Below are 23,613 nucleotides of genomic sequence, written 5' to 3'. Positions count from 1 at the left end.
CGCCTATTCCTACCACCCCGATAAGCCCTCGTTAGGCATCCCTGACTATGAGCTTAAAGCCCTGCCACAAGCCGCTTTTTAGCTGTCGAACTCAGGTGATCTATAAGATGTTGAGCTCAATTGTTCTGTAAAAAAGAGCCTCATGCAAATACAGCGCCGTGAAGTTGGTCTCACCGTTGACGACAGCCTAATGCGCCTCTATGTGGCAGAACCCGTTAGAGCGGGTCAGTACCCTGGCATTTTGTTTTACTCAGACATCTACCAGCTGGGTGGCCCGATCACCCGTCTGGTAGATCGCCTGGCGGGGTACGGCTATGTGGTCGCCGCCCCAGAGATTTTTCACCGGTTAGAGCCCATCGGCACAGTGATTGAGCCCAACGACCTGGGTCGCCTGCGGGGCAACGATAACGCCAGCCGCACGGCGATCGCCCAGTACGACGCCGATACCGCTGCCGCTCTGGCTTGGCTTCAGAGCTGCGATACCGTCTTCCCTGGGCAGATTGGCACCCTGGGGTTTTGCATTGGCGGCCATCTGGCCTGTCGGGCGGCCCTAGACCCAACAGTGGCGGCAGCAGTCTGCTGCTACCCCACCGGCATTCACAGCGGCAAATTGGGAGCTGACCCGGCTGACACCCTCCAGCGTCTGGGAGAAATCACGGCCCCACTGTTGTTGATCTTTGGCGACCAAGACCCCCATGTGCCCGCACCGGGGCGGGAGACTATTCTCAATGCCCTGAAGACGGTGGGGGTCAATCACAAAACCCTGGTTTACCCCGCCAACCACACCTTTATGCGCGACGATGGCTACCGCTACGACCCCGCCGCTACCGATGCCGCCTGGGCCGAAATTGTCACCTTTTTAGCGGCCAGTTTTGGTGCCGTCTGAGGTTTTATGGCTGGCTCTGCTAGGTCGCTCTTGGGGGCGGGCATTCTGTTCAAATCACAACTTTCTGCCCTAGACCTGGGGTATACGGTTAAAGTGTTAATTGTCTAGCTTGGGAGCTGGGCCTTGCGAGGGGTTGCCCGCAGCAGATCGCCCTCATGGTCGGATTTGCCGGTTCAGCAAGGTTAGACATACACCCTTCAACTTGCCCAGGCGGCTGACTGCGCCCCTTGTCTCCGTTTCTATCTGCCACGCTTGAGTAGGGTTCCCATGGCACCTCAAATTGAACGCAGCCTGATAACTGCGCTGTCTCTGGCCAATCAGAGTAGCTCTCTGACCAACCGGGTGCGCGATCTGCCCACGCCGCAGTTCATCAGCCTGCTCGACCAAATCACGGCGGAGTTTGAGCATTTTTTGCGCGCCATCGACATGATCAACAACGAGTCGTTGGAGATCATGCTGGAGCAAATTTTAGAGGCCTTTACGCTTAAGATTGGCCAGATTCTCCAGGCAGAGCGCACCACCATTTTTATGGTGGATCAAGAAAAGCAGGAGCTGTGGTCAAAGATTGCCCAGGGAGACGGGGAGCGATCGCTCGAAATTCGCGTGCCCATGGGCAAGGGTATCTCTGGCTATGTGGCGACCCACGTGCTGCCGCTGAATATTCCCGATGCCTACGCCGACGATCGCTTTGACCCCACCCACGACCAAAAGACCGGCTACCGCACCCGCAGCATTCTCTGCATGCCGGTGCTGAGCAAAAAGACTGACAATATTGTGGCGGTGGTGCAGCTGCTCAACAAGCTCAATAGCACCCCCTTTGACGATCAAGACGAGCGCCACTTTAAAGAGTTTGCCGAATCTCTGGGGGTAATTCTCGAAAGCTGCAACTCGTTTTACATTGCGGCGCGCAACCAGAAGGGCGTCGCCGCCCTGCTGAAGGCGATCTCGTCGCTCGAGCAGAGCTTGGATCTAGAGAAAACCCTGCAATCGGTGATGGAAGAAGCCCGCCAGCTGATGCAGGCCGATCGCAGTACCCTCTGGCTGATCGACGAAGACAGCGGCGAGCTGTGGTCAAAGGTGAAGTCGGGCGACGGCAAATCCCTGGTGGAGCTGCGCATTCCCAGCAGCAGCGGCATCGTCGGCCACGTGGCCACCACTGGCGAGATTTTGAATATCCCCGACGCCTATGCCGACGATCGCTTTAACCCCGACGCCGACAAACGCACCGGCTACAACACCCGCACCATTCTCTGCATGCCCGTCTTTGACACCGGCGGCAAGCTGATCGCCGTCACCCAGCTGATCAACAAGGCCCAGGGCACCTTTACCACCTCCGACGAAGCCTTCATGCGGGCCTTTAACATCCAGGCCGGGGTCGCCCTAGAAAATGCCAAGCTGTTTGAGAGCGTCTTGGTCGAGAAACAGTACCAAAAAGACATTCTGCAAAGCCTCTCGGACGCGGTGATCTCCACTGATATGGAGGGGCGCATCGTCACGATCAACGATGCCGCCCTAGAACTGATCGGCTGCCCTGCCGATACCGACCATAGCCGCAAAATTCGCGATCGCTGGCAGGCAGCCCTTCACCGCTGCCCGGTGTGGCAAGCAATCCCCATTGAGAGCCTGCGCTATCGTCTCGAAGACAGCCTCAAAAACGGAGCCCGCCACTACGTGCCGGAGCAAGGTCTACGGGTAGCGATTGCCCCTGGCCCTGGCACCGAGCTCGACCCCGTCACTGAGCTGGCCCTGCCTGACCCCGATCACCCCGACAGCTTTCGGCCCTGGGGTGATCCCAACGCTGGGCTGGTGCCCGCCGCGATGGTTCAGCCCATCGAGCGCAGCATCAACCTCACCGTCAACCCCCTCACCAACCCCGAAGGGGGTGTGCTGGGAGGACTGCTAGTGCTCGAAGACATCAGCCAAGAAAAGCGGATGAAGAGCACCCTCTACCGCTACATGACCCCCGGCGTGGCCGAGCGGGTAATGGCCCTGGGCGACGACCTGCTGATGAAGGGCGAGCGCAAAGATGTCACCGTGCTTTTTTCCGACATTCGCGGCTACACCACCCTGACCGAAAACCTCGAAGCCGACAAAGTCGTGGAAATGCTCAACGCCTATTTCGAGACCATGGTGGAGTCGGTGTTTCACTTTGAGGGCACCCTCGACAAGTTTATCGGCGATGCGCTGATGGCGGTGTTTGGTGCCCCCCTACCGCTGACTAACCACGCCTGGGCTGCGGTGCAGAGCGCTCTCGATATGCGGCGGCGGCTAGATCAGTTCAACACTGAGCGGGGTGCCCTCGGCGAGCCGGAGATTCGTATTGGCATTGGCATTAGCTCTGGCGAAGTGGTCTCGGGCAACATTGGCTCCCAGCGCAAAATGGAGTACACCGTCATTGGCGACGGGGTCAACCTTAGCTCTCGCCTGGAGGGGGTGACCAAAGAATATGGCTGCGACATTGTCATCAGCGAGTACACCTACGCCCTCTGCGCCGATCGCATCTGGGTGCGTGAGCTAGACCGCACCCAGGTCAAAGGCAAACAGCAGGCCGTCGGCCTCTACGAGCTGATCGACCGGCGAGAAACCCCCCTCTCCGCCGACACCGAGGCCTTTCTCGCTCTCTATGCCAAGGCCCGCAACGCCTACACCACGATGTGCTTTGACGAGGCGATCGCCCTCTTTAGCCAAGCTCAGCAGATGCGCCCCCACGACAAAGCCGTCGCGGTACACCTGAGTCGCGCCCGCCAGTACCTGGTGCAGCCCCCACCCCCAGACTGGAACGGGGTCTTTGTGATGACTACAAAGTGATCCCACTTCCTTAGGACAATTCTGACCAAGAAAATATCCAAAGAATTACGCTTCCCCCGAGGGCGCAGGCCCTGCGCCCCTACATGGGGGTATCTTCTTTTCCAGAGATCTCCTTGACCTACCCACTGGTTTTTTGATGAACGTTGAGCCGGACTATTGCGCCAGGCTAGCTCGGGATTCTCTATCGCAGCGGTCGCAAACCCGCTAGGATGGGGGTTGTGTTCAAAATGGACAATTTGCCCAGGAGCACAGCTGGTTGTTCTGTCACCGTCGAGCCCGCCCATGTCTCTGTTTGACTGGTTTGCCAATCGTCGTAAGTCAGGCCCCATCAGCGAAGACCGCCAGGAGCGGGAGATCGCCGACGGCCTCTGGACTAAGTGTGAGCACTGCGATGTGCTCACCTACACGAAAGATTTGCGCACCAACCAGTGGGTCTGCGGCGACTGTGGCCACCACCACCGCATCTTTAGCGACGAGCGCATTCGCCAGCTGATCGACCCCAATACCTGGCAAGCGCTAGACACGCACATTCAACCCCAGGATCCGCTCAAGTTTAAGGATCGTAAAGCCTACGGCGATCGCCTGCGCGAGACCCAGGCCAAAACCCAGCTTACCGATGCCGTTCAGACTGGTCTCGGCGATCTCGACGGGCTGCCCATTGCCCTCGGCGTGATGGATTTTCGCTTTATGGGCGGCAGCATGGGCTCAGTAGTAGGCGAAAAGCTCACCCGCATGATTGAGCAAGGCACCGCTGCCGGTCGCCCGGTGATCATTGTCTGTGCCTCCGGTGGTGCCCGCATGCAAGAAGGCATGCTCAGCCTGATGCAAATGGCCAAAATCTCTGGAGCCCTACAACAGCACCAGGCCGCCAAGCTGCTGTACCTGCCGGTGTTGACCCATCCCACCACCGGGGGCGTCACCGCCAGCTTTGCCATGCTGGGCGATATCATTCTCGCCGAGCCTAAGGCCACCATCGGCTTTGCCGGTCGCCGGGTGGTAGAGCAAACCCTGCGCGAAAAACTCCCCGACGACTTTCAAACCGCTGAGTATTTGCGCGACCACGGCTTTGTCGATCTGATTGTGCCCCGTACCCAGCTCAAGCAGACCCTAGCGCAGCTCATTCGCCTCCATCAGCCCGTGGCAGCGGCGACGATTGGCGATCGCCTCCCCTGGGCCAACGGTCTCAGCGCGGTTGAGCCCACCCATGTCGGAGCCGATTTATAACGGTAAAACCTTGGGATTGGCCCCCTTCGGTGGCATGATAGACAATACGAGAACTATGCGATGGAAAAATTCCCATCGATGTAGCTGTGTTGATTTCATACCCAAACCCTATAAATTCGAGGAGAACCATGGTGAAGAGATGCATTTGGCTAGTTGCGGTCGCACTCTTCTTTGTCAGCCACCTGGTAATGGGAGACGCTGTCGCGGCAGAGCTAGATGAGGCCACCCGCACCGTACAGCTCAATCCTGCTGGAGACACCCTTGTGCTGTCTTTGGAGCAGGTCACCCGTGGCCGTCGTCAGTTTAACTATGCCTGTGGCACCTGTCACGTCGGGGGCATTACCAAGACCAATCCCACCGTTGGTTTAGACCCTGAGTCTTTGGCCGGTTCCTTGCCTCCCCGCGATAACATTGAGGCGCTGGTGGCTTACCTCAAAGAACCCATGACCTACGACGGTCTGACTGATATTTCGCAGGTGCATCCCAGCAAAAAAAGTGCCGATATTTATCCCAAGATGCGTAGCCTGACTGAGGAAGACCTAGTGGCGATCTCAGGTCACATTCTTCTGCAGCCTCGTGTGATTGGCGACATGTGGGGTGCTGGCAAGACCCGTTACTCAGCGCCTTCGGTTAGCTAACCTGAGTCTAGCTAATCACTGACAGTTGGCAGGGTTTTCTGTTTGGCAGCGGCCCTGTAAGCTGCCTGGGTCGGCAATTACCCTAGGGCTAGCATTTCTAGTTATCCCGCAAAGCAGGTAATATGCCATAGGGAGACTGTTTAGTGACAGTCTGTTTGATTGAACTGGAGATACGAGCTTTAGAGGTACATATGCAACGTGTAATTCGCGCCGCCCAGCGTTTGGGTTTAGTTATTCTGTCTGCTCTGCTAGTTGTGGGTACTCTAACCCTGGCTTCTGCCCCCGCTGCGGCCACCAACTATGACGTAAAAATGGGTTCTGATGCAGGTTTGCTCGTTTTTGAGCCCAGCACCATCACCGTTAAACCCGGCGACACTGTGACCTGGGTCAACAACAAGATGGCCCCCCACAACGTTATTTTTGATGCGGCTAACGTACCGGGTGACAAGGCCTTGGCCGATGGCATCTCCCACAGCCAGTTGACCTTTGCCCCCGGTGAAAACTACTCCACCACCTTTACCAGCGACATGCCTGCTGGTACCTACACCTATTACTGTGCTCCTCACCGTGGAGCTGGGATGGTGGCCAAGGTAATCCTAGAAAATTAGGCTAAGCCTTGTTTAAACCCGTGGTTGCCACGCCCAGAAAACCTCTAGGCAAAGCTTTTCCACAGCAAAAGAGCACCCAAACTTTGGGTGCTCTTTTGCTATTACCCCAGGAATGAGTACACGGCCAGGGCAAATACGCCTAAGGTAGGGGATGGAAAACCAGTGCTAGGAGAAAGCCTTTGCCGCCGCTGGGACTGTTAATGCGCCTGTACGGGCCGATTGGGGCCGGCATCTGCGCGGGCATTGCCTTGGGTTGGCTGCTGTACCGTTTTGCTCCCCATCGAGGAGAGGTGCGGGGGCTCTACTGCCAGGTGCCTCTCGGGCTGGGCAAGTTCTTATTTTGGGTTGGCATTCCCCTCAGTATTGTGGGGTTTATGCGCCGAGCCGATCTGTCTGGCAGTCTCTATCTGGCTCCGGCAGTGGCCTGGGGCGCAATTTTGCTGGGGTTGCTGTGTAGTCGGCTGTGGATGGCAGCTCGCCCGACTCAGTGGCCTCGCCCCACTCAGGGCAGTTTTTCGTTGGCCTCTATGCTGGGTAACACGGGGTACATTGGCTACCCGGTGGTGCTGCTGTTGCCCCAGTTGGGGGTGGGGGTATTTGGCTGGGCGCTATTCTACGATGCCCTGGGTACGCTGCTGGGTTCCTACGGGCTCGGGGCAATTTTGGCGGCGGAGATGGGAGGCAAAATGCCCTCCCAGCGGCAATGGTTAAGCAGGCTACGGGCAGTGGGGCAAAATCCGATTATTCTGGCCTTTGGCCTGGGGCTGGGGCTTAAGGCGATCGCGCTGCCGGCCTGGTTAGATACGGCTTTGTACCAGGTGGCCTGGGGTATTGTGGTGCTTTCCTTGGTTTTGATGGGGTTGCGCATTCAGCAGCTCAACTCTTGGCACCACCTCCATCGGGCCACGGCAGCGGTGATGATTAAAATGCTGGTGCTGCCCCTAGCGGTGGGGCTGGGGCTGACCGCTGTGGGCGTTGATGGGGCACCACGATTGGTGATGACCCTCCAGGCGGGTATGCCCTGCGCCTTTTCTAACCTAGTGCTGGCAGAGGCCTATGACCTCGATCGCGATCTATCGGTGACCTGCGTGGGTCTGAGCTCAGCGCTGTTGCTATTGACCTTGCCGCTATGGCTCTGGGCCTTTTCAGGGGAGTTATAACCATGATTAGCCCCAGCAGGCGACCGATGGGCTACTGCCGATGGCTGGAGGCGGGGGCAATTCGCGCAAGCCTGCGGCCTCTCAGAAACGCACACCGACTGAGAACCTGGATCTTGACAGGATTGGTCGCCCTGCTGCCCTTTCTCATCCTGACGTTAGCTGCTCTGCCGAGCTTTGCCCAGCCTGAGCTGTTGTCACCAGTGGAGGCCGTTGCCCAGCCGCTGCTCCAACCCGGCGATCGCGGCCCCTCTGTCAAACAGCTCCAGCGAGAGCTGGCCCAGCGGAAGTTTTACCTGGGAGAAGTGGACGGTATTTATGGGGCGGAGACCGCCGAGGCGGTGCGATCGCTTCAGCGACAGCAGGGGCTGACCATCGACGGTGTAGCCGGAGCGGAGACCTGGCAGGCCATTGCTTCCCTGGCAGTGGTGATGCCTCTACCTGCACCGCTGCTCCGGGCTGATATGTTGCTCTTGACCCCGCTGGTGGTGGCCGCCCCTCCTCCTCCTCCCTCAGCGCTCTGGCTCGCCCTCATGCCCCTGGTGCCGATTACTGGGGGACTGCTTACCTATCTGCGACAACGGTTTCAGCGGCGGCGGCGATTGCCTCGCTAGCCTCAAACAATGATGTAACAAAATTCTTTGGTATTTTTTGCCAGCATTGGCCTAATAACGCTGAGATCTAAAGAATAGATACAGAAAACCTGGGGAGTTCCCATTGCAGTGGGCACCATGGACACCATAGAGGAATCGGCTGATCGTTTGATCATGGCCCTGGCAGTGCTGATAGACCTGACCTAGCTGGATGCCTCTTTCAGCCTGACATAGCTTGAGAGTGCGGCTATCCCTAGGGCTAGCCCTAGTCCTTCTCTATTTGTGCGCCATCTCTACCCCTTTACTGCTTCCTGGAGAGTTGTATGCTGACCGTTGCCGACATCATGACCCCTAACGTCACAACCATTTCGAGCGGGGCCACTGTGGCCGATGCCATTGAGCTCATGCAGAGGCGTCAAATTCGCGCTCTGCTAGTCGAGCACCGCGCTCAAGACATGCCCTTTGGTATGGTGACCGAGCGCGACATTGTCTACACTGTGGTCGCTCGGGGGCATGACCCCGCCAAGGTGCTGGTACAAGACATCATGCGGCAGCCCTGCATTGCGCTAGATCCTAACCTGACCGTGCAAGAAGCTTCTCAAGTGCTCTCAGACACAGGTGTGCAGCGGGCTCCAGTGGTGCAAGCCGGTCAACTGCTGGGCGTCATTTCGGTCACCGACATTCTTATGCGGGGGATGCCGACGCTAGCGCTGAGCCGTTAGGAGGACAGTTTTGAGTCTTAAGTTTTGAATGTTGAGTGCAAATATTCAATCGAAAACTCAAAACTCAAAACTCACAATTTTTCCTCTCCCTCTAGTTTTCTGACTCTTCGACCGGTGGCCAGGGGGCACGGTTCGATAACTCGGTGAGGGTGCGCAGGCGATCGCGCACCTCCTGAGTTAGGGTCTCAGCCTGGTAGCGCCAGCCCCAGTTGCCGTCTGACAGGCCGGGGGTGTTCATGCGGCAGTCGCTGCCGTAGCCCAGCACATCTTGCAGCGGAATAATCGCCTGATTTGACACCGACAGCAGCGCCAGACGAATCAACGTCCAATGTACGCCTTCGGGGCTGAGGCAGCCGACGTACTGCTCGAAGCGATCGCGCTCATAGTCGGGTATTTTGTCAAACCAGCCCACGGTAGTGTCGTTGTCGTGGGTGCCGGTGTAGACCACGCTGTTTTGAACGTAGTTGCAGGGCATGTAGGGGTTATCGCTGCCGCCGCCAAAGGCAAAGTGCAGAATCTTCATGCCGGGAAACTCAAACTGGTCTCGCAGGGCTTCCACTTCGGGGGTAATCACCCCCAGGTCTTCGGCCATAATCGGCAGGGTGCCAAGCTTTTGGCGCACGGTCTCAAACAGCTCGGCCCCAGGAGCCTCGATCCATTCACCGTTCATGGCGGTGGTTTCGCCAGCAGGCACGCCCCAGTAGGCCTGTAACCCTCTAAAGTGGTCAACCCGAATGATGTCTACGTAGTCGAGCAGCGCGTTGATCCGCTGAATCCACCAGTGGAAGTCGCGGGCTTGCAGCTCATCCCAGTTGTAGGTGGGGTTGCCCCACAGCTGCCCGGTCTCGCTAAAGTAATCGGGCGGCACCCCGGCCATCAGGGCTGGGGCCAGGGTTTCTTGATCGAGCATAAAGTTGTGGGGAAAGGCCCACACATCCACGCTGTCGTGGGCGACGTATATAGGAATGTCGCCGATGATCTGAATTTTGCGATCGCGAGCATACTGCCGCAGCGCCTGCCACTGACGGTGAAACTCAAACTGCAAAAACTTGTGGCAAAAAATATCGCTGGTCAGCTTTTCGCGCCACTCGGCCATGGCCTCGGGCTCACGTCGGGCCAGGGGCTCGGGCCACTGGGTCCAGCCCGCGCCGCCGTGGGCATTTTTTAGCGCCATAAAGAAGGCAAACTCATCGACCCAAAAGTGGCAGTCTTCGCTGAACTGGGCCAGGGCCACTTTGTCTTCGTCAGAAGCCGTCTCGTGAAACCGGCTGGCTGCCCGCTCTAGCAGCCGCATCTTGATCGGAATCACCTCGTCAAAGGCCACCTGGTGCACGGAGAGGTTTTCTAGATCGTGCAGCTCGTCGGGGTAGAGCAGAGAGCGATCGCACAGCACCTCCAAACTGATCAACAGTGGATTGCCCGCCATCGACGAGTAGGATAAATAAGGCGAATTGCCGTGCCCTGTTGGCCCCAGGGGCAGCACCTGCCACAGCTGCTGTTTAGTCTCGGCCAAAAAATCGACAAACTGGTAGGCTTCGGCCCCCAGGTCACCAATGCCAAATCGACTGGGCAGTGATGTCGGATGCAGCAGAATGCCGCTGGCTCTGGGGAAAGGCATAGTTAGGCTCGATGCAAATTTCAGTCGACTTTAACACGGCCTATGGGCGGCAGCGGCTACCCAAAGAGTTATTTTGGTCTAGCAGGGTTTATAAAAGATTGCCGTAACGCCACGCCCCTATGACCACCTATCGCAACCCCGCCCCCACTGTCGACATTATCATCGAGCTGCTGCACCACCCCCACCGCCCCATCGTGCTAATCGAGCGTCACCATGAGCCTTTGGGCTGGGCGCTACCCGGTGGCTTTGTCGACTACGGCGAAAGCGTCGAAACCGCCGCCCGCCGCGAAGCCCTTGAGGAAACCGGCCTCACCATTACCCTAGTCGAGCAGCTCGCCACCTACTCCGACCCTACCCGCGACCCGCGCAAACACACCATCAGCATTGTGTTTCTGGCCACCGCTACCGCCGACCCCGTCGCTGGCGACGACGCCAAAACCGCCGCCATCATCAACCCCTGGGAGACGCCAGAGAATCTCTGCTTTGATCACGATCGCATTTTGCGCGATTATTGGCAGTACCGCTTCTACGGCCAGCGCCCCCGATTCGGTGCCGATATTTGAGGCTCATACCAAATCCTCCTTGGCTACCCCCGATTCAGCAGGGCAAACAACTGTTTGCCCCTGCGGTTTGGCCTTTTTGGCATCGGGGTTATGGGACTCGGATTTGGTATAAGTTCTAAATGTTGAGTTTTGAATTGATCGCTCCAACTCAAAACTAAGAACTTAAAACTCTCCCATCTCCCCTACCCCATCACCCATCCACCCCCCATGCAACGCACCATTATCAACACCCCCGCTGCCCCTGCCCCCGTTGGCCCCTACAACCAGGCTGTGGTCGTCACCGGGCAGATGCTCTTTGTCTCTGGCCAAATCGCCCTCGACCCCAGCACGGGGGCACTGGTAGGCGAAGGCGACGTGGTGGCGCAAACCGAGCAGGTGATTGCCAACCTCAAGGCGATTCTCACTGCCGCTGGGGCTAACCTCGACAACGTGGTCAAAACCTCGGTCTTTCTCAAAGATATGAACGACTTTGGCACAGTCAATGAGGTCTATGCCAAGTACTTCGGCGGCGACAACGCCCCGGCGCGGGCCTGTGTCGAGGTGTCGCGGCTGCCCAAAGATGTGGCTGTAGAAATTGAGTGCATTGCGGCCCTGTAACTGTGGGCCCAAGACTAACCCACCCCTAGCCCCTCCCGAGGGGCTAGGGGTGGGTTAGTTATCTACAGCAAAAACCGGATCGCCACGTAGGCGCTGATGGTAATTAGCTGCAATGCCATGATCGGCAGACCATATTTCAAAAACAGTCGAAACGAAATCGGCTTGCCGTGCTGCTCGGCAATGCCCGCCGCCACAATGTTCGACGACGCACCGACCAGCGTGCCGTTGCCCCCTAGGGTGGCCCCAAACATCATGGCCGCAAACAGCGGCAAGATCTCGGGCGGAATCTGCCCGGCAAAGTCGGGTGACAGCAGCTCTGGCCCGGCCAAATTGACGTTTACCAGGTATTCCTTCAGCAAGGGCACCATGGCCACCACCAGGGGAATGTTGGGAATCAGGCTGGAGAGAATGCCGGTGACAAACAGCAGCAGCATTGACCCCAGGGCAATGTTTGTGCCAATCACCGCCCCCAGCAGACCGGAGGCAGAGCTGATCACCCCGGTTTCTTGCAGGCCGCCGATCAGCACAAACACACTCATAAAGAACACCAGGGTGCTCCAGTCGACATCGCGCAGAATGTTTTGCACCGTGTCGATGCCGCTGTGGTGGGTGAGCAGCAGGCAGAGGGCGGCCCCCAGTAGGGCGATCGCCGCTGGCGAAACCGGCACCGGCAGGCTATCGCCCACCACAAACAGCCCCAGCACCAGAGCCACAATCAGCCCGCCCAGGGCCAGCATGCGGGGATGGTTGACCACCGGGTGGGGCAGGTGGTCGAGGTCGGCCAGCTTTTTATTCCAGGTGTTAGGGAAGAGAATCGGCAGCATGACGACAATGGTGGCTACGGCAATGACCCCGCCCAGGCTGAGCTTCAGCAGGTAGTCTAAAAAGCTCATGTTGATCGAGCTGCCGACGATAAAGGTAGCCGGGTCGCCCACAATGGTCAGCAGACCGGCGCTGTTGGCCACAAACACCATGAGAATCAGCAGCGGCACAAAGTTGATGTTTAGCTCCGCCGCCATGGGCGGAATCAGCGGGGCTAGCAGCATGACTGTGGTGGCGTTGGGCAACATGGCGCAGACGGGGGTGGTAATGGCCACAATGCCCAGCAGCAGGCGCTTGCCTTCGCCACGAGCCATGATCACCATCTGGGTGGCCAAGTACTCAAAAATTTTAGTGGGCTCAAAGGCCCGCACCATCACCATCACCCCAAAGAACAGAGCCAGGGTGGGGTAGCTTTTGCCAATGTAGGCGATCGCCTGATCTAGCGTTAGCACGTGAAAAAACACTAGCAGCATTGCGCCCAGAAAGGCGGCAACGGTCAGGTGCATGCGCTCGGTAGCGATCAGGGCCAATACCCCAAAGAAGACCACCGACGCGGTGATCTCAGACCAAGTTTCCATAGTCTGTCTCCTGATTTTGTGGTGCTATACAAAACCCCTTCGATGAAAGACTTTCACCGAGGGGATGAACCGTTGTAGGAGAACTACAGGTAGAGCTAAAAAAAGCTGACCGTACGTTCTCTCCCAAGGCCGACGGAGTTAGCTGACGGGCGAGGGGTGAGAGATCCCCTTCTCTGGCGATGCGATTCGCCCTGAGATAAGCCCCAAAAGTTGGTTCCTCCGCTTCAGTCTGCCTATGGCAAAAACTGAATTAGGCATCGTAACTAGCTCAAAATCTAGCACAGACATTTAGCCCCTCACAAGTCAGATGCTGGGAGCAGTTGCTAAGGGGTAGGGTTCGTTGGAGCAGACGGGCAGATGTTACGCTATAGGCTGATTTACCCTGGTCTATTGCCATCTCGCCCCTATGCTGGAACCTTCGCTGCTGCGCGCCCTAGTCTGGACAGACTATCGGCTGGCCGTCCTCTTCACCGTATTTTTACCCCTGGTGTTGCTGATCTGGGCCTTTGTGCAAAAAAATGAGGCGATTCAGCGCCTGCTAACTATCTATTGGAAGGTGGCCAGCCTGCTGATGATCACCGTCTATCTGATGATTGGCGGCTTTCAGATCAGCTTTTTGACCGGGCTGATGGCGCGGGTGCTGATTCCCATCTCCCTATGGTTTTGGGTAGACCTAAACGAAGAAATTCGCGAACAGCCCGACTCGCCGCTAAAGCTCATCTTTGGGGCCTGGCGCTGGGCGGTGACTCTGTACAACATTATCGGCGGCGCAATTTTGCTGGGCTTTTTGCCCTGTGCATTTTCAGGCGCGCGATTTGGGGCGGCTGATTGCCAGGTCTGGCTAGAGCCTCCACTGCTCTATAAAGACTATTTCCATAGCGGCTATACCCCAGGGTTTCTAGGCTTTTTTGGCATATTAGGCCTGGTGATTTACTTAGCGTCTTTGGCCTGGTTTGTGTTTGTGCGCCTGGGCAAACAGGGGCGACAGGCGATTAACTAGGGGTTTGAAGCAATGGCCCCTGGTTTGCGGTTAGAACAGTACAGCCTGCGCTGTCCTCAGGAGGTGCTGGTAGTATATACACTGCTGGCAGAAGAAGCCGACGAAGTGCTGATCTTTCGCGGTTTCTCTAGTTCACTCATGCACCCCACCGCTGCCGACCCAGAGGTGCCGGTGATACCCGCAGGGGCTGAAATTCTAGCGATCGATATACTGCTCGGCCCCTACAACCCTACAAAACCTAATTTTTTGCACCGAGGGTTAACGTGGGAAGCTATGCTGCCGCTGCTGGAGGCGGTCGGCCTGTAAAATTTTGTAACTATCGGACGGGCGTATTTCCTGGTTCAGGGAGCAGCGGTCATACCAAATCCGAGTCCCATGACCGCGATTCCTAAAAGGCCAAACCGTAGGGGCAAACGGTTATTTGCCCTGCTGAATCGGGAGTTAGCCAAAAAGGATTTGCCCTGAAAATAGATTTTGCCCTTAGGGGTGCCGCGCAAGCAGCATGGACGATTAGTATAAAACCGCATTTATACGGCCTCAACCTGCCCTGATTGGCTGACTAAACCGGTGAAATACTTGCTACTGCGTAGGTTGGGTGGCGCGACAGCAGAACCCAATATAACCGGCTCTCAGCACCACTCTAACTTGTTTGCAAGAATCGTGTCTATAACAACGAAACTAGGCGCAGTGGATGACGCCCTCATCTCGATATCACCCCTATCGTTAGGCCTGAGCTTGACACTGTTGTATAAGGAGAACCGCCTGAGCAAGTCAGGGTGGCGGAGCCAACGCTGCCGGAGCAGACTCTGTGAAATTATGTCTGACCCTTGAGCAATTCTGGAGTAGCCCGGCCCCTGCTGGGTAGACTAAACCCTAGGACTTGCGAAAGGACAAGCCAGGTGACCTCAAAGAACCAGCTCCAGACCGTTCTCAAAGAGAAATACGGCATCAATAAAAATCTCAGCCAGTCGCTGAGTTTAGAGGATTGCGAAAACCTGTTAATGCTGCTCAGCAACTACGCCAGTGCCGAGAAACTAGTGGAGTCTTTTGTTGAGAAAAATAATGAACTCTCCCAGAACAATCGGTACTACGGCCAACGTCGTAGTCAGGCAGAAAAGAAGCTGGCGCGACTACAGGCAGAGTATCAGCAGATAGAAACGTCAATTGCTGCTCTGGAGAAAGAAAACGAAACCCTGAAAAGTCGTAAGGGATTGCTATCTGACGAGCAACAGGCCCTAGAGGCTCAAGTGACGCAACTGGCGGCCCAAAACCAAAAGCTCAGCTCAAAGGTGCAGACGCTCACCACCCAAAACGATGGGCTCGTTGAGGCTAACGATCAGCTCAAGCGCGACAATAAAGAACTCAAAAATATTGTCGATCAAATTCGGCTGCGGCTGGCCCGCGATACCAAAATGCTGTTGCAGTACGAAGACAGCGAGCTGCGCAAGGCTGTCATTCGCCTATTTCGCTGGACACTAGGGTAGAGGGCGATCGCTATGGCAAGCCAAAAACGTAAGCAACGTCTGTTTAGCGGCATGACCTATCGCGAGGTGCAGCGCTCTAACAGCGATCGCAAACAGAAACTCCCCAAGGCCGATCAAACCTGGCTCAAGACCAACGGCTACCGCAACGTCGGCTGGGATAACGTCATTGAGCTCTATCAAAAAATCAATGACATTCTGGCGTCCTCTGACTCAGACGAGCCCACCTTGGAAGACCTCTTTTTAAGGGCTGATCAGATCGGCAAAAAATATCAAACTCCTGAGGAAATAGCCGCCTTTGAAAAAACCTTTCAAGCTGAGGTAAGCGCCATTTCTGAACAGATCGATCAGCATTTTCCCGATTCAGAACCTGAGATGGTGGACTATAGCAGGTCGCCACGACCCAGATCTAAGCGAAAGCCAGCGAAATCTCGAAAACGATAGGCAGTGAGTAGTTGGTGCTATGGCTCCTGAGACTGATAAAACCCTCAAAGACCTGTTTGCGCTGGCCAACCGGGTCGGCAACCGTCGGTACCACAAACTGACCCAGCAAGATTTTGACAACTATCGCCGCTTTGACCACTGGCGCTACATCAACGGCGACAGTGAATGCGGCACAACCGAAGAAAGCCGCACCTGGGTGCGCAACAATTCCGATCGCCACTGCCCGATTTGCGGCGTTGAGTTTAGCCGCGACAATGGCAGAAGCATTGACCACAAATTACCCCGAGCTCAATATCCCTGGCTGTCGCTCGACTTTAGAAACCTGTGGGTGATCTGCTATCAGTGCAATCAAGAAAAGGGCGAGCGGCATTGGTACGAGTATGAGCATTACATATTTACTCGCCACCCAGATCAGTACGAAGATGTCGTCTTTGCCCGGCCCAGGCATCTCCTAAAAACGCTCCGGCAGAGGCAGTGAGCGATGGCTGCGATCGCCCTCACTCACCTTGTAAGACTTCCTGATAGTCTTCGGCCTTAAGCTTGCGCTCCATGAGGGCGGCAACGGCTTCTTCAGCGGAGATGTCGCCCTTGAGCAACAGATAAACCTGCTGGGAGATCGGCACCGAAATGCCTTCTCGCTGGGCAATGTCGTGGAGCACGTAGGCGGTGTTGACCCCCTCGGCGGTGCTGCCCAGTTCTTCTAGAATTTGCTCTAAGGATTTGCCCTCGGCTAACCCATAGCCAACCCGATAGTTGCGGCTGAGCACGCTGGTGCAGGTGGCGAGCATGTCGCCCAGGCCCGAGAGTCCCAAAAAGGTTTCGGGCTGGCCGCCGAGGTGGGTGCCAATGCGCATCACCTCGGGCAGGGCGCGGGTGATCAGGGCCGATCGCGCGTTTGAGCCCAGCTTTAGCCCTTCGCAGACCCCAACGGCGATCGCAATCACGTTCTTTAATGTGCCGCCTAGCTCGGCCCCTAGGGGGTCGGTGCTGCGGTAGGTGCGAAAGTTTTCTCCGGCAAACACGTGCTGCACCGCCTCAGCGGCGGTCTCGTTTTCGCAGGCGATCACCGTGGCGGCGGGCAGCCCCACCTCGATCTCTTTAGACAGGTTAGGGCCAGAAAGCACCGCCACCGCATGGTGCGGAAACGCCCGCTGAAAAATCACTGATGGGGTCAGGGTGGTTTCAGGATCCAGACCCTTTGTGGCGGTCACAAATATTGTCGTCTCAGGAATATTCAACCCCTTGAGCCGCTGCACCAGATCTGGCACCCCTTTCATCGAAATCGCCGACATGATTACCTCCGCCCCAGCAACGGCGTCTTCCAGGGAAAGATCGCCGCTGCGCGACCACATCCGCACGGTGTGGCCGTTGCTGTTGGCAATGTAGGCCAGGGCGCTACCCCAGGCCCCAGAGCCGAGGATAGTGAGGGTGATCTGGCGATGTTTGTAGGTCTCGAAGATTTCGGTGAGGGGTGGGGTGGCGAGCATGGTGGGGTAGGGGGATGGTGGGGTGGGGAGATGGGGAGACTATCCTCCCCTCCTGGGGGGGTGCCCGAAGGGCGGGGTGGGTCCACGGTTTAGATTGACCCACCCCTGCCCCTCCCAGGAGGGGATAGAGATCTAGGCCGTTTGCAGCGAGACACTCTCTTGGGTCAGGGCGTAGTTGGGGATGCAGTTGTCGGCCATAAACTGGTGGTAGGCGCGGATGTTGCGATCGCATCGTTCCTCGCTCCAGCCGCAGTGCTCGCGCAGCACCTGGGCCACCACCGGCAGGGCATCAAAGCCGTAGTTGTGGTGCATGGCGACGGTGGTGCGGCGGCGCAGAATGTCTACAAAGGTGTGGGCCATCTCATCACGCACGGCAAACACAATCTGGGCCTGAATGTCGTGGAGCCCGGCGACAATGGGCTGGGCCAGCTCTGGCGACTCGTCTACCAGGGCCAGCACATCGGCGGTACGAGCCCCGTAGAGGCCCAGCAGGTGTTCGACGGTTTGGGGCGAGATCTGGGGGGTGTAGCGATCGCACCACTGGGCCACCCTGGCATCATCCATCAAAATCGCACCGGGCAGGGGCCGAGTGTGGGTCGGGCAGACTGGCACCGCCTCACCGCGCTTGCGAAAGGCCGCATTGACAAACTCTTCGCCCACCTGGCGGTGGGTGGTGAGCTTGCCGCCAATCAGCGAAATCAGGTTGGTGGCCCCCTCTTTGCTGTGGTCGTGGAGAATGTGGGCGCGGGTAATGCTGGCCGCCTTTTTGCCCTCGGCGTAGGGCAGGGGGCGCACTCCGGCGTAGGTAAAGCGCACATCCTCACGGCTGAGGCGGGCGGCGGGCAGCACCGCATTGGTCTCTTTGAGCAGATAATCAATCTCGCTGTCGTCGGCCTTAATATTGTCCAACGGCCCTTCGTAGCGCTCGTCGGTGGTGCCAATCAGGTACTGGCCCAGCCAGGGAATGATGAAAAAGGGCCGCCCGTCGGACTTGGCCTCGACATAAAACGCCGAGTCGGGCGCACCGGGAAAGGGGTCGACAATAATGTGGCTGCCCTTGGTGCCGCCGATCTTGCGGCCTGTGCTCACGGGCGACTCGCTGAGGCCGCACACCGCATCGACCCAGGGACCAGAGGTATTGACCACCAGGGTTTGGGCGTGGGTTTTGACCTCAAAGGTGGCGTCGCTGAGCAGATCGCGGCAGGTCAGGCCCGTAATGCGATCGCCCCCCATGTGAATGTCTTCGACCTGGGCATAGTTGAGCACCGTAGCTCCCGCCTGGTCAGCATCCAGAATATTTTCTAGGCACAGGCGCTCGGCGTGCTCGGCTTGGCCATCGTAGTACTGCCCCGCCCCCGCTAGCTCGTCGGCATCGATGGCGCGGTAGAGCTGCCGGGTGCTGTTGCGCGATAGCATGCGGTGGTTGGGTAGCGACTTGTCGTAGCTGAGCACATCGTAGAGCACCAGCCCCACCTGAATGATGCGGTAGCTGCGCGACCCGCTGCGGTAGATCGGAATCGTCATTTGGATCGGCTTGGCCAGGTGAGGGGCGGTGCGCAGCAGCACCTCGCGCTCGTGGAGCGACTCGCGCACCAGGTTGAACTCAAAATATTCCAAATACCGCAGCCCGCCGTGAATCAGGCGGCTCGACCAGCTGGTGGTGCCTCCGGCAAAGTCGTTCTTCTCTAGCAAGATTGTCCGTAACCCGCGCAGGGCGGCATCTCGTGCCGTGGCCGCACCGTTGATGCCGCCGCCGATGACGATCAGGTCGAAGGGTTGGGTGGTGAGGGTTTGGAGGTTACGCATGAATCTTGGGGATTGGAGTGTGGGAGTTGGGGTAGGTGGGTGATGGGGTGGATGATCGTAGGGTGTGGCCACCTTCCACCCATGACTGAGCCAGAGAGATATGGTTGGGTTTTTGTCGGAAAAGGGGCGATCGCAGCCACAGATCCTAGGGTTCTGCAATCAGCTAGGCCATTTGACGATAAATCTGAGCAAGAACCCTGGAATCTGGCTTTAGCCTAGCGTATCGGTTTGGGGCGCAAGGGACACCCTACGGGGGCCTGCCCCCCTTTTAAGGGGGGCAGTGGGGGCTCATCATGAGGAATTGTCTAGCCGAGTTGCTACCCAAGGGGGCACTTACATCCTCTCCAAGGAGGGGAAGGCTTAGTAAATTCCCGACTGGGTGGGGTGGGGCAGACTAGGCGATCGCCAGTTCCTTCTCTGCCTCAGGCTCCACGATATCGACCGCATTGGCCTCGCGGAACATGTGGTTGGCCCACTGCTGCACGTCGTAGCGGGTGATGGCTCTGTGCATATTCGCCATGCGGCGCTTTTGCTCCTCGGGGGGCATGGCCAGGGCCACGTCGATGCACTCGTCCATTTTTTGGTCGGAGTAGGGGTTGGTGAGCACGGCGTCGGGCAGCTCCACCGCCGAGCCGGTGAATTCGGAGAGCACCAGCACGCCGTTTTCGCCGCCGTGGGCGGCGATGTATTCTTTCGCCACCAGGTTGAGGCCGTCGCGCAGGGGTGGAATCCAGGCGATGTCGGCGGTTTTGTACAGTGCCATCAGGTCGTCAAAGGGAATCGGCTCGGTAAAGAGCGTGATGGCGTTCCAGCCGAGGGTGGAGTATTTGCCGTTGATCTGGCCGACCAGCTGCTCGATCTCGCTCTGGGCGGTTTTGTAGACCCGCATACCGGCGGCGGCTTTGACCGCAGTCATGATCAAATTGACCTTGCCGCGCAGCTCGGGGCGGCGCTCCAGCAGGCGCTCAAAGCAAAGCAGCATTTCCTTCGCGCCTTTGACGTAGTCAACCCGGCCCGCCGAGACAATGATCTTGTTGTCACCCAGGTCGTTGCGAATCTCGGTGATGCGCTTTTGTACGGAGGGCTTGTTGACCATCTCGTGAATGTAGCCGGGGTTGGTGCCCACGGGGAAGGCATCCACATTTACAATACGGCCTTTATATTCCAGCTTGGTGGTCATGTCGGGCTCGGCCAGGGCGGTGCCAAAGGGGGTAAAGGCCTCGGGCACGGGCTTGCGCTCGACCAGCTTGACGTCGCGCAGGCTGCGGGCGGCGGAGACAAAATTCTCAACGTAGCGGGGAATGTGGAAGCCGCAGAGGTCGCAGCACAGCAGGCTGTCGATGATCGCCTCGCGCCAGTGCAGAATATTGAACACGTCGGCGGCGGGGAAGGGGGTGTGGTGGAAGAAGGCGATCTTCACGTTGGGCATTTTTTGCCGAATGTAGAAGGGCGTCAGCCACAGGTTGTAGTCGTGAATCCAGATCAGGGCGTCGTCGGCAGCCTCTTCGCAGGCGGCTTCGGCAAACAATTTATTGATGTACTGAAAGTTTTCCCAGTCAGAGCTTTCGTAGGTGAAGTGCTCGGGAAAAGAGTGGAGGATGGGCCAGATCGCCTCTTTGGCGGTGATGTAGTAAAAATCTTTGACCCGCTCGGCGGTGAGGGGGATGCGGCGGATGACGGCGCGATCGCTCCAGCCTTCCATGGTGACTCGGTCATCGAAGCTTTCCTGTTTGTCTTCGGCGACCTGCTTCCAGGCTACCCAGGTGCTGCTGTCGGCATTGGCAAAAAAGCTCTTTAGGGTCGGCACAATGCCGTTGGGGCTTTTTTTCTCGCGGTAGACGGTTTTGCCGTTTTCAACGACCTCGTCGTAGGGTTCGCGATGATAAAGAATTACTAGGGAAGATTTCATCGTTCGTTACTCCTGGTTTCGTGGCTCCGGGCACTGGGCGCGGGATGGCTGCTTTGCAAACTCCAAAGGGGGCTGTCACAGTACGTTACAAACGTACCTATAGATGGAGATAGGGGCATCTACCCAGAGGCATATCTCTATATCTATGGATAGATGCACAGATTTGGGCAGGGTTCTGGCTGGGATGTTAAGTCGGTCTGTGGAGGGCGCTATATCTCCGATGGGCTTGGTAGGCTAGGCTTATCGCTGCTTAACGAGTATTTGCTATGCCCGTTCTTTCTCCCCAGGCTGCCTCTGCCCCATTGGCTACCAACACCACTGTGGTGCTCAACGTCAGCGGCATGAAGTGCGCCGGGTGCGTGCGGGCTGTAGAAAATCGGCTGAATCAGGTGGCGGGGGTGCGATCGGCCACGGTCAACCTGGTAACCGAGGTAGCGGTGGTCGAAACCGAGACCGGAGCAGTGACGGCGGATCAGCTAGCGGAGCAGGTAGCCCAGGCGGGCTTTGCGGCGACGCCAAGAACCAGCGACGGCGATGGTGACGACCTGACGGCCTGGGTGGCGGCCAAGCGCGAAGAACAACAGCAGCAGGGGCAGCGGCTAGGGGTGGCGATCGCCCTCCTTGTTCTCTCCACCATTGGCCATCTGCACCACTTTGGCTGGCTGACGATTCCCGTTCTCAGCGACCTGTGGTTCCACGCCATCTTGGCCACGGTGACGCTGGCATTTCCAGCCCGAGAAATTTTGACTGACGGCTGGGCGGGCATTCGCCGAGGCGCGCCCAACATGAATACCCTGGTGGCCCTGGGCAGCGGCAGCGCCTACCTGGCCAGCGTGGTGGCGCTGGTGTTTCCTGGGCTGGGCTGGGAGTGCTTTTTTGACGAGCCGGTGATGCTGCTGGCGTTTATTTTGCTGGGTCGCACCCTAGAGCAGCGAGCGCGGTATCGGGCGGCGGATGCGCTGCGATCGCTGATAGACCTACAACCCAACCTGGCCCGACTGATCTCTGACCCCGCTACCGCCGGGGTGGCCCAAACCGGGGTGGAAGTGCCCGCTCGCTGTGTGCAGGTGGGGGAATGGGTGCAGGTGCTGCCCGGCGAAAAAATCCCCGCCGACGGCACCCTGGTCTCGGGCCAGAGCACCGTGGATGAGTCGATGCTGACGGGAGAGTCGATGCCGGTACTGAAGCAGCCCGGTAGCTCTGTGACGGCAGGAACTGTTAATCAAAGCGGTGCGATCGCCCTGCAAGTCACCGGCACCGGCCAAAACACTGTGCTGGCCCAAATGATTCGCCTGGTGGAGACAGCCCAGAGCCGCAAGGCCCCGATCCAGCGGCTGGCGGATGTGATCTCAGGCTATTTCACCTACGGGGTGCTGAGCCTGGCGGCGCTGACCTTTTGCTTTTGGTATTTTATTGGCCTGGCCCACTGGCCTAGCGTGATGGACTCGGCCCTGGGCATGGCCCACATGGGCCACACCATGACGATGACATCCTCAACGCTGCTGGTGAGTCTGAAACTGGCGATCGCCGTCATGGTCGTCGCCTGCCCCTGCGCCCTGGGCCTCGCTACCCCCACCGCCATCCTCGTCGGCTCGGGCCTGGGGGCCGAGCGCGGCCTGCTGCTGCGCGGCGGCGACAGCCTCGAAACCATTTCCCACCTCGACACGGTGGTGTTCGACAAGACGGGCACCCTCACCCTGGGCCAGCCCGCCGTCACCGAGGTTCATTCCCTGACGGATGACCTGAGCGAGGCCGACATTGTGCAACTCGCCGCCACGGTCGAAAGCGGCACCCAGCACCCCCTGGCCAAGGCGATTCACCGGGCGGCGACCGAGCGAGACCTCGACCTGCTGAAAGCCAATGAGTTTGATACCCAACCCGGCCTCGGCGTTGCCGCCCAAGTCACCTGGCAGGGCACCGTGCAGCCCTGCGCCCTGGGCAACCAGCAGTGGATGACCCAGCGAGAACTGGTGCTCGATGCCGATGTGCAAGACCGGGCGAAGGCGCTGGCGCAAGCAGGGCAGACGGTGGTGTACGTGGCCCTGGGAGATGCGGTGGTGGGCTTGGTGGCGATCGCAGACCAACTGCGCCCCGATGCCGCCGCCGTGGTCAAAGATCTGCAAGACCAAGGGCTACAGGTGCGGGTGCTGACGGGCGATAGAAAGGAAGTGGCGGGTGCGATCGCATCCCAGCTCAACCTCACACCCGACCAGATCACCGCCGAAGTCTCCCCCCAGGGTAAGGTAGACGCGATTTGCCAGCTCCAAGACAGTGGCCGCACCGTCGCCCTGGTCGGTGATGGCATCAACGATGCCCCCGCCCTGGCCCAAGCCGATGTGGGCATCAGCCTGCACTCTGGCACTGACATCGCCATGGAAACCGCCGATGTGATTCTCATGGGCGACCAACTCTCGGCCCTGCTCGACACCCTCACCCTCAGCCGCGCGACGTTCAATAAAATTCGCCAAAACCTGGCCTGGGCTTTTGCCTACAACCTGGTGGCAATCCCCCTGGCCGCAGGGGTGCTGCTACCCACCGCCGGAGTCAGCCTCAGTCCCGCTGCCGCAGGCGGCATGATGGCTTTTAGCTCAGTAGCGGTGGTCGTTAATTCACTGCTATTACGACGAGGACATGCCTAAACTAGCTCTCAATCAACAACAGAATTGCCTTTG

The 23,613-nt window shown here is 58.1% G+C and carries 21 protein-coding genes and 1 riboswitch; of the genes, 16 read left to right on the top strand and 5 right to left on the bottom strand.

Translation table 11 applies throughout. The features are described from left to right. Window positions 1-142 precede the first annotated feature (142 nt). The 8 genes from AC0QKW_RS09700 to AC0QKW_RS09665 all read left to right on the top strand — a co-directional run bounded on the left by AC0QKW_RS09700 (window position 143) and on the right by AC0QKW_RS09665 (window position 8,636). Complete coding sequence (locus AC0QKW_RS09700; RefSeq protein ID WP_473150864.1) at window positions 143-886, top strand: dienelactone hydrolase family protein; 744 nt, start codon at window positions 143-145, stop codon at window positions 884-886. A 267-nt stretch (window positions 887-1,153) separates the two neighbouring features. Continuing rightward, window positions 1,154-3,694, top strand: a complete 2,541-nt coding sequence (locus tag AC0QKW_RS09695; RefSeq protein WP_473150863.1) for a GAF domain-containing protein — start codon at window positions 1,154-1,156, stop codon at window positions 3,692-3,694. A gap of 282 nt (window positions 3,695-3,976) precedes the next feature. Next, window positions 3,977-4,918 carry an acetyl-CoA carboxylase, carboxyltransferase subunit beta gene (gene accD, locus AC0QKW_RS09690; RefSeq protein WP_473150862.1) on the top strand — a complete coding sequence of 314 codons (942 nt, stop codon included), beginning with the start codon at window positions 3,977-3,979 and terminating at the stop codon, window positions 4,916-4,918. A 128-nt stretch (window positions 4,919-5,046) separates the two neighbouring features. Next, window positions 5,047-5,556: a photosystem II cytochrome c-550 gene (psbV, locus tag AC0QKW_RS09685; RefSeq protein ID WP_473150861.1), complete on the top strand. Its 510-nt coding sequence runs from the start codon at window positions 5,047-5,049 to the stop codon at window positions 5,554-5,556. Window positions 5,557-5,747: 191 nt separating this feature from the next. Beyond that, window positions 5,748-6,164, top strand: coding sequence for a plastocyanin (petE, locus tag AC0QKW_RS09680; RefSeq protein WP_473150860.1), 417 nt, complete (start codon window positions 5,748-5,750; stop codon window positions 6,162-6,164). A gap of 179 nt (window positions 6,165-6,343) precedes the next feature. After that, entirely contained in the window at window positions 6,344-7,324 is a 981-nt protein-coding gene (locus AC0QKW_RS09675; protein ID WP_473150859.1) for an AEC family transporter, read from the top strand. A gap of 2 nt (window positions 7,325-7,326) precedes the next feature. Continuing rightward, on the top strand, window positions 7,327-7,935 hold the full coding sequence (locus AC0QKW_RS09670) for a peptidoglycan-binding domain-containing protein (protein ID WP_473150858.1): 609 nt from the start codon (window positions 7,327-7,329) through the stop codon (window positions 7,933-7,935). A gap of 302 nt (window positions 7,936-8,237) precedes the next feature. Next, window positions 8,238-8,636 (top strand): CBS domain-containing protein, encoded by a 399-nt coding sequence (locus AC0QKW_RS09665; protein WP_473150857.1) that lies wholly within the window; start codon window positions 8,238-8,240, stop codon window positions 8,634-8,636. Window positions 8,637-8,727: 91 nt separating this feature from the next. Here AC0QKW_RS09665 and malQ read toward each other — a convergent pair whose 3' ends face one another. Beyond that, window positions 8,728-10,254 carry a 4-alpha-glucanotransferase gene (gene malQ, locus AC0QKW_RS09660; protein WP_473150856.1) on the bottom strand — a complete coding sequence of 509 codons (1,527 nt, stop codon included), beginning with the start codon at window positions 10,252-10,254 and terminating at the stop codon, window positions 8,728-8,730. 119 nt (window positions 10,255-10,373) lie between these two features. Here malQ and AC0QKW_RS09655 point away from each other — a divergent pair, with 119 nt between their 5' ends. Further along, window positions 10,374-10,817 (top strand): NUDIX domain-containing protein, encoded by a 444-nt coding sequence (locus tag AC0QKW_RS09655; RefSeq protein ID WP_473150855.1) that lies wholly within the window; start codon window positions 10,374-10,376, stop codon window positions 10,815-10,817. Window positions 10,818-11,024: 207 nt separating this feature from the next. Beyond that, a complete protein-coding gene (locus AC0QKW_RS09650; protein WP_473150854.1) occupies window positions 11,025-11,414 on the top strand; it encodes a RidA family protein in 390 nt (129 codons plus the stop codon). 62 nt (window positions 11,415-11,476) lie between these two features. On the opposite strand, the gene AC0QKW_RS09645 is transcribed toward AC0QKW_RS09650, so the two are convergent. Beyond that, a complete protein-coding gene (locus AC0QKW_RS09645; protein WP_473150853.1) occupies window positions 11,477-12,814 on the bottom strand; it encodes an SLC13 family permease in 1,338 nt (445 codons plus the stop codon). 113 nt (window positions 12,815-12,927) lie between these two features. Then, a riboswitch (cyclic di-AMP (ydaO/yuaA leader) is annotated at window positions 12,928-13,081 on the bottom strand. 139 nt (window positions 13,082-13,220) lie between these two features. Here AC0QKW_RS09645 and AC0QKW_RS09640 point away from each other — a divergent pair. The 5 genes from AC0QKW_RS09640 (at window position 13,221) to AC0QKW_RS09620 (ending at window position 16,217) form a co-directional block, all read left to right on the top strand. Further along, on the top strand, window positions 13,221-13,814 hold the full coding sequence (locus tag AC0QKW_RS09640; protein WP_473150852.1) for a DUF3177 family protein: 594 nt from the start codon (window positions 13,221-13,223) through the stop codon (window positions 13,812-13,814). A 12-nt stretch (window positions 13,815-13,826) separates the two neighbouring features. Then, entirely contained in the window at window positions 13,827-14,120 is a 294-nt protein-coding gene (locus AC0QKW_RS09635) for a DUF7734 family protein (protein WP_473150851.1), read from the top strand. A gap of 593 nt (window positions 14,121-14,713) precedes the next feature. After that, complete coding sequence (locus tag AC0QKW_RS09630) at window positions 14,714-15,298, top strand: hypothetical protein (protein WP_473150850.1); 585 nt, start codon at window positions 14,714-14,716, stop codon at window positions 15,296-15,298. A 12-nt stretch (window positions 15,299-15,310) separates the two neighbouring features. Then, window positions 15,311-15,739: a hypothetical protein gene (locus AC0QKW_RS09625; protein WP_473150849.1), complete on the top strand. Its 429-nt coding sequence runs from the start codon at window positions 15,311-15,313 to the stop codon at window positions 15,737-15,739. A gap of 19 nt (window positions 15,740-15,758) precedes the next feature. After that, window positions 15,759-16,217, top strand: a complete 459-nt coding sequence (locus tag AC0QKW_RS09620; protein ID WP_473150848.1) for an HNH endonuclease — start codon at window positions 15,759-15,761, stop codon at window positions 16,215-16,217. Window positions 16,218-16,236: 19 nt separating this feature from the next. On the opposite strand, the gene AC0QKW_RS09615 is transcribed toward AC0QKW_RS09620, so the two are convergent. From AC0QKW_RS09615 to ggpS, 3 genes are all read right to left on the bottom strand, one after another. After that, entirely contained in the window at window positions 16,237-17,226 is a 990-nt protein-coding gene (locus tag AC0QKW_RS09615; protein ID WP_473150847.1) for an NAD(P)H-dependent glycerol-3-phosphate dehydrogenase, read from the bottom strand. Window positions 17,227-17,358: 132 nt separating this feature from the next. Next, the gene (glpD, locus tag AC0QKW_RS09610; protein WP_473150846.1) at window positions 17,359-19,032 is read right to left on the bottom strand and encodes a glycerol-3-phosphate dehydrogenase; all 1,674 of its coding nucleotides are present in this window, start codon (window positions 19,030-19,032) and stop codon (window positions 17,359-17,361) included. A gap of 394 nt (window positions 19,033-19,426) precedes the next feature. Further along, window positions 19,427-20,941 carry a glucosylglycerol-phosphate synthase gene (gene ggpS / locus AC0QKW_RS09605; RefSeq protein WP_473150845.1) on the bottom strand — a complete coding sequence of 505 codons (1,515 nt, stop codon included), beginning with the start codon at window positions 20,939-20,941 and terminating at the stop codon, window positions 19,427-19,429. Window positions 20,942-21,207: 266 nt separating this feature from the next. Here ggpS and AC0QKW_RS09600 point away from each other — a divergent pair, with 266 nt between their 5' ends. Next, the gene (locus tag AC0QKW_RS09600) at window positions 21,208-23,580 is read left to right on the top strand and encodes a heavy metal translocating P-type ATPase (RefSeq protein WP_473150844.1); all 2,373 of its coding nucleotides are present in this window, start codon (window positions 21,208-21,210) and stop codon (window positions 23,578-23,580) included. Window positions 23,581-23,613: the final 33 nt, after the last annotated feature.

The organism is Pseudanabaena sp. PCC 9330 (assembly GCF_055795045.1).
Note: the sequence above shows the minus strand (reverse complement) of the source record. Positions and strands in the feature narration are given on the sequence as shown.

What these genes read in the sequence shown, in the direction of transcription:
- AC0QKW_RS09700 (WP_473150864.1), top strand. Translation starts at nt 143, where the DNA reads ATGCAAATACAGCGCCGTGAAGTTGGTCTCACCGTTGACGACAGCCTA.
- AC0QKW_RS09695 (WP_473150863.1), top strand. Translation starts at nt 1,154, where the DNA reads ATGGCACCTCAAATTGAACGCAGCCTGATAACTGCGCTGTCTCTGGCC.
- accD (WP_473150862.1), top strand. Translation starts at nt 3,977, where the DNA reads ATGTCTCTGTTTGACTGGTTTGCCAATCGTCGTAAGTCAGGCCCCATC.
- psbV (WP_473150861.1), top strand. Translation starts at nt 5,047, where the DNA reads ATGGTGAAGAGATGCATTTGGCTAGTTGCGGTCGCACTCTTCTTTGTC.
- petE (WP_473150860.1), top strand. Translation starts at nt 5,748, where the DNA reads ATGCAACGTGTAATTCGCGCCGCCCAGCGTTTGGGTTTAGTTATTCTG.
- AC0QKW_RS09670 (WP_473150858.1), top strand. Translation starts at nt 7,327, where the DNA reads ATGATTAGCCCCAGCAGGCGACCGATGGGCTACTGCCGATGGCTGGAG.
- AC0QKW_RS09665 (WP_473150857.1), top strand. Translation starts at nt 8,238, where the DNA reads ATGCTGACCGTTGCCGACATCATGACCCCTAACGTCACAACCATTTCG.
- malQ (WP_473150856.1), bottom strand. Translation starts at nt 10,254, where the DNA reads ATGCCTTTCCCCAGAGCCAGCGGCATTCTGCTGCATCCGACATCACTG.
- AC0QKW_RS09655 (WP_473150855.1), top strand. Translation starts at nt 10,374, where the DNA reads ATGACCACCTATCGCAACCCCGCCCCCACTGTCGACATTATCATCGAG.
- AC0QKW_RS09650 (WP_473150854.1), top strand. Translation starts at nt 11,025, where the DNA reads ATGCAACGCACCATTATCAACACCCCCGCTGCCCCTGCCCCCGTTGGC.
- AC0QKW_RS09645 (WP_473150853.1), bottom strand. Translation starts at nt 12,814, where the DNA reads ATGGAAACTTGGTCTGAGATCACCGCGTCGGTGGTCTTCTTTGGGGTA.
- AC0QKW_RS09640 (WP_473150852.1), top strand. Translation starts at nt 13,221, where the DNA reads ATGCTGGAACCTTCGCTGCTGCGCGCCCTAGTCTGGACAGACTATCGG.
- AC0QKW_RS09635 (WP_473150851.1), top strand. Translation starts at nt 13,827, where the DNA reads ATGGCCCCTGGTTTGCGGTTAGAACAGTACAGCCTGCGCTGTCCTCAG.
- AC0QKW_RS09625 (WP_473150849.1), top strand. Translation starts at nt 15,311, where the DNA reads ATGGCAAGCCAAAAACGTAAGCAACGTCTGTTTAGCGGCATGACCTAT.
- AC0QKW_RS09620 (WP_473150848.1), top strand. Translation starts at nt 15,759, where the DNA reads ATGGCTCCTGAGACTGATAAAACCCTCAAAGACCTGTTTGCGCTGGCC.
- AC0QKW_RS09615 (WP_473150847.1), bottom strand. Translation starts at nt 17,226, where the DNA reads ATGCTCGCCACCCCACCCCTCACCGAAATCTTCGAGACCTACAAACAT.
- glpD (WP_473150846.1), bottom strand. Translation starts at nt 19,032, where the DNA reads ATGCGTAACCTCCAAACCCTCACCACCCAACCCTTCGACCTGATCGTC.
- ggpS (WP_473150845.1), bottom strand. Translation starts at nt 20,941, where the DNA reads ATGAAATCTTCCCTAGTAATTCTTTATCATCGCGAACCCTACGACGAG.
- AC0QKW_RS09600 (WP_473150844.1), top strand. Translation starts at nt 21,208, where the DNA reads ATGCCCGTTCTTTCTCCCCAGGCTGCCTCTGCCCCATTGGCTACCAAC.